We start from the raw sequence: 5559 nt of genomic DNA, 5'->3' as shown, positions 1-5559 counted from the left end.
CGGGATGGCTAAGATAGAGAAGTTGCCCTGCGGGCCTGGTTGTGATGGCTGGGTCGTGGGAGCATCCGATCCTTGAGAACTCAACAGCGTGCACTTGTCAAATGCCAAATTATCCTCGTTCAGCTTCGGCTGGGTGAGAATTCCTTTGGATCAAAGACCAACTCCTTTTGGGGGGTTGGCATTCGGATGAAGTCAGCAATGATGTCATCTCTTTGGTCAGTTTCAAACTCGCTGCGGCCTGGTTTTTCCCCGGGTTGTATGCAATTTCTTTTTACGGAGAGTTTGATCCTGGCTCAGGATGAACGCTGGCGGCGTGCTTAACACATGCAAGTCGAACGGTGAACACGGAGCTTGCTCTGTGGGATCAGTGGCGAACGGGTGAGTAACACGTGAGCAACCTGCCCCTGACTCTGGGATAAGCGCTGGAAACGGCGTCTAATACTGGATATGTGACGTGACCGCATGGTCTGCGTTTGGAAAGATTTTTCGGTTGGGGATGGGCTCGCGGCCTATCAGCTTGTTGGTGAGGTAATGGCTCACCAAGGCGTCGACGGGTAGCCGGCCTGAGAGGGTGACCGGCCACACTGGGACTGAGACACGGCCCAGACTCCTACGGGAGGCAGCAGTGGGGAATATTGCACAATGGGCGGAAGCCTGATGCAGCAACGCCGCGTGAGGGATGACGGCCTTCGGGTTGTAAACCTCTTTTAGCAGGGAAGAAGCGAAAGTGACGGTACCTGCAGAAAAAGCGCCGGCTAACTACGTGCCAGCAGCCGCGGTAATACGTAGGGCGCAAGCGTTATCCGGAATTATTGGGCGTAAAGAGCTCGTAGGCGGTTTGTCGCGTCTGCTGTGAAATCCCGAGGCTCAACCTCGGGCCTGCAGTGGGTACGGGCAGACTAGAGTGCGGTAGGGGAGATTGGAATTCCTGGTGTAGCGGTGGAATGCGCAGATATCAGGAGGAACACCGATGGCGAAGGCAGATCTCTGGGCCGTAACTGACGCTGAGGAGCGAAAGGGTGGGGAGCAAACAGGCTTAGATACCCTGGTAGTCCACCCCGTAAACGTTGGGAACTAGTTGTGGGGTCCATTCCACGGATTCCGTGACGCAGCTAACGCATTAAGTTCCCCGCCTGGGGAGTACGGCCGCAAGGCTAAAACTCAAAGGAATTGACGGGGACCCGCACAAGCGGCGGAGCATGCGGATTAATTCGATGCAACGCGAAGAACCTTACCAAGGCTTGACATATACGAGAACGGGCCAGAAATGGTCAACTCTTTGGACACTCGTAAACAGGTGGTGCATGGTTGTCGTCAGCTCGTGTCGTGAGATGTTGGGTTAAGTCCCGCAACGAGCGCAACCCTCGTTCTATGTTGCCAGCGCGTAATGGTGGGAACTCATGGGATACTGCCGGGGTCAACTCGGAGGAAGGTGGGGATGACGTCAAATCATCATGCCCCTTATGTCTTGGGCTTCACGCATGCTACAATGGCCGGTACAAAGGGCTGCAATACCGTGAGGTGGAGCGAATCCCAAAAAGCCGGTCCCAGTTCGGATTGAGGTCTGCAACTCGACCTCATGAAGTCGGAGTCGCTAGTAATCGCAGATCAGCAACGCTGCGGTGAATACGTTCCCGGGTCTTGTACACACCGCCCGTCAAGTCATGAAAGTCGGTAACACCTGAAGCCGGTGGCCTAACCCTTGTGGAGGGAGCCGTCGAAGGTGGGATCGGTAATTAGGACTAAGTCGTAACAAGGTAGCCGTACCGGAAGGTGCGGCTGGATCACCTCCTTTCTAAGGAGCATCTGACACTTTCGGGTGTCCAGAACCCAGATCGAAGGCGTACGTTCTTCGCTGGGAGCTCATGGGTGGAACATTTGACATGGTGCGAAGGATGTTGTTCTTCTTCAGTACGCCGCTTCGGTGGTTGGAACGGGGAGGGTGACGGATGTCGCACCTGCACGCTGTTGGGTCCTGAGGGACCGGATGCGCTTTGACCTTCGGGTTGGAAGCATTTGGTTACTCTGGGCCTTTCGTTGTTTCCCCGGTGGGGAAGCGGTGAAGGGTACCGCCCGTACTTTGAGAACTACACAGTGGACGCGAGCATCTTGCAACTGATCTTCGGATTGGTTGCGCAAGATGATCTTAAAGATCATTAGTCAATTTCTGATCCCGCCTTCGGGTGGGGTCGAGTTTTTGATTCGAACTCATGTGATTTCAAGTCTTTAAGAGCAAACGGTGGATGCCTTGGCATCTGGAGCCGAAGAAGGACGTAGCAATCTGCGATAAGCCTCGGGGAACTGATAAGCAAGTTTTGATCCGAGGGTGTCCGAATGGGGAAACCCCGCTGGGCGGCGTGCCGACCTAGTGACTCCCGCCTGAATATATAGGGCGGGTAGAGGGAACGTGGGGAAGTGAAACATCTCAGTACCCACAGGAAGAGAAAGCAACCGCGATTCCGTTAGTAGTGGCGAGCGAAACCGGATCAGGCTAAACCGAGTGTGTGTGATATCCGGCAGGAGTTGCATATTCGGGGTTGTGGGACTCACCAGTCAGTTCTGCCGAGCTGGCGACGTTACAGAAGCGTATAGACGAACGGTCTTGAAAGGCCGGTCATAGAGGGTGCCAACCCCGTAGTCGAAATGCGTGTTCTGGCGTGGAGAGTATCCCAAGTAGCACGGGGCCCGTGAAATCCCGTGTGAATCTGTCAGGACCACCTGATAAGCCTAAATACTCCCAGATGACCGATAGCGGACAAGTACCGTGAGGGAAAGGTGAAAAGTACCCCGGGAGGGGAGTGAAATAGTACCTGAAACCGTTTGCTTACAAACCGTTGGAGCACCCCTGGTAGGTGTGACAGCGTGCCTTTTGAAGAATGAGCCTGCGAGTTAGCGATATGTGGCGAGGTTAACCCGTGTGGGGTAGCCGTAGCGAAAGCGAGTCTGAATAGGGCGATTCAGTCGCATGTCCTAGACCCGAAGCGAAGTGATCTATCCATGGCCAGGTTGAAGCGACGGTAAGACGTCGTGGAGGACCGAACCCACTTAGGTTGAAAACTGAGGGGATGAGCTGTGGATAGGGGTGAAAGGCCAATCAAACTTCGTGATAGCTGGTTCTCTCCGAAATGCATTTAGGTGCAGCGTTGCGTGTTTCTTGCCGGAGGTAGAGCTACTGGATGGCCGATGGGCCCTACAAGGTTACTGACGTCAGCCAAACTCCGAATGCCGGTAAGTGAGAGCGCAGCAGTGAGACTGTGGGGGATAAGCTTCATAGTCGAGAGGGAAACAACCCAGACCACCAACTAAGGTCCCAAAGCGCGTGCTAAGTGGGAAAGGATGTGGAGTTGCTCTGACAACCAGGAGGTTGGCTTAGAAGCAGCCACCCTTGAAAGAGTGCGTAATAGCTCACTGGTCAAGTGATTCCGCGCCGACAATGTAACGGGGCTCAAGCACGCCACCGAAGTTGTGGCATTGACATTATTGGTAGGCCTTCGTGGTCCAGCCGTGTTGATGGGTAGGAGAGCGTCGTGTGGCCAGCGAAGCGGCGGTGGAAACCAGCCGTGGAGGCTACACGAGTGAGAATGCAGGCATGAGTAGCGAATGACGTGTGAGAAACACGTCCTCCGAAAGACCAAGGGTTCCAGGGTCAAGCTAATCTTCCCTGGGTAAGTCGGGACCTAAGGCGAGGCCGACAGGCGTAGTCGATGGACAACGGGTTGATATTCCCGTACCGGCGAAGAACCGCCCAAGCTAATCCAGTGGTGCTAAACGTCCGAGCCTTCACATCGTCACCTTCGGGTGACACCGTGGAGGGGAGCACGTGACCCCATGCTGGTGCGGTTAGCGTATTAACAGGTGTGACGCAGGAAGGTAGTCCAAGCCAGGCGATGGTTGTCCTGGTGCAAGTGCGTAGGCCGAGTCATAGGCAAATCCGTGACTCATGAGGCTGAGACACGATGCGGATAAAAAGTGGATGATCCTATGCTGCCGAGAAAAGCATCGACGCGAGGTTCTAGCCGCCCGTACCCCAAACCGACTCAGGTGGTCAGGTAGAGAATACCAAGGAGATCGAGAGAATCGTGGTTAAGGAACTCGGCAAAATGCCCCCGTAACTTCGGGAGAAGGGGGGCCTTCGACGTATTAGGACTTGCTCCGAAAGCGTTTGGAGGCCGCAGAGACTAGTGGGTAGCGACTGTTTACTAAAAACACAGGTCCGTGCCAAGTCGCAAGACGATGTATACGGACTGACGCCTGCCCGGTGCTGGAAGGTTAAGAGGACCGGTTAGCCGCAAGGCGAAGCTGAGAATTTAAGCCCCAGTAAACGGCGGTGGTAACTATAACCATCCTAAGGTAGCGAAATTCCTTGTCGGGTAAGTTCCGACCTGCACGAATGGCGTAACGACTTCCCAACTGTCTCAACCGCGAACTCGGCGAAATTGCATTACGAGTAAAGATGCTCGTTACGCGCAGCAGGACGGAAAGACCCCGTGACCTTTACTACAGCTTGGTATTGGTGTTCGGTGTGGCTTGTGTAGGATAGGTGGGAGACTTTGAAGCGGTGACGCCAGTTACCGTGGAGTCATTGTTGAAATACCACTCTGGTCACTCTGGATATCTAACTTCGAACCGTAATCCGGTTCAGGGACAGTGCCTGGTGGGTAGTTTAACTGGGGCGGTTGCCTCCCAAAAAGTAACGGAGGCGCCCAAAGGTTCCCTCAACCTGGTTGGCAATCAGGTGGCGAGTGTAAGTGCACAAGGGAGCTTGACTGTGAGACTGACAGGTCGAGCAGGGACGAAAGTCGGGACTAGTGATCCGGCAGTGGCTTGTGGAAGCGCTGTCGCTCAACGGATAAAAGGTACCTCGGGGATAACAGGCTGATCTTGCCCAAGAGTCCATATCGACGGCATGGTTTGGCACCTCGATGTCGGCTCGTCGCATCCTGGGGCTGGAGTAGGTCCCAAGGGTTGGGCTGTTCGCCCATTAAAGCGGTACGCGAGCTGGGTTTAGAACGTCGTGAGACAGTTCGGTCCCTATCCGCTGCGCGCGTAGGAAGTTTGAGAGGATCTGACCCTAGTACGAGAGGACCGGGTTGGACGAACCTCTGGTGTGTCAGTTGTTCCGCCAGGAGCACCGCTGATTAGCTACGTTCGGGATGGATAACCGCTGAAAGCATCTAAGCGGGAAGCCGGCCTCAAGATGAGACTTCCATACCTTCGGGTGAGAGGCTCCCAGCCAGACTACTGGGTTGATAGGCCAGATGTGGAAGCACGGTAACGTGTGCAGCTGACTGGTACTAATAAGCCGATGACTTGATAACACACCGTTCGTTGGTGCTTGCGTCCACTGAGTGGTTCTCGATGTACGGTCGAGAACCACCTTCGATCACACATACGTGTGAACCTAGGTTTGATTGAAACATCAATAGTGTTTCGGCGGCCATAGCGTGAGGGAAACGCCCGGTCACATTCCGAACCCGGAAGCTAAGCCTCACAGCGCCGATGGTACTGCAGGGGGGACCCTGTGGGAGAGTAGGACACCGCCGGACTCCTTTTAGTCAA

General features: G+C 54.7%; 3 rRNA genes. All 3 read left to right on the top strand.

The features are described from left to right. Positions 1-270: 270 nt before the first annotated feature. Positions 271-1795 (top strand): 16S ribosomal RNA (locus ACFV3I_RS18600). A 421-nt stretch (positions 1796-2216) separates the two neighbouring features. Continuing rightward, positions 2217-5318: ribosomal RNA gene (locus ACFV3I_RS18595) — 23S ribosomal RNA — on the top strand. Between the two features lie 111 nt (positions 5319-5429). Beyond that, positions 5430-5546: ribosomal RNA gene (rrf, locus tag ACFV3I_RS18590) — 5S ribosomal RNA — on the top strand. Together the 16S, 23S and 5S rRNA genes form the textbook arrangement of a ribosomal RNA operon. Positions 5547-5559 lie beyond the last annotated feature (13 nt).

The organism is Microbacterium sp. NPDC059771, from assembly GCF_042732495.1.
GTDB classification, from domain to species: domain Bacteria; phylum Actinomycetota; class Actinomycetes; order Actinomycetales; family Microbacteriaceae; genus Microbacterium; species Microbacterium sufflavum.
Note: the sequence above shows the minus strand (reverse complement) of the source record. Positions and strands in the feature narration are given on the sequence as shown.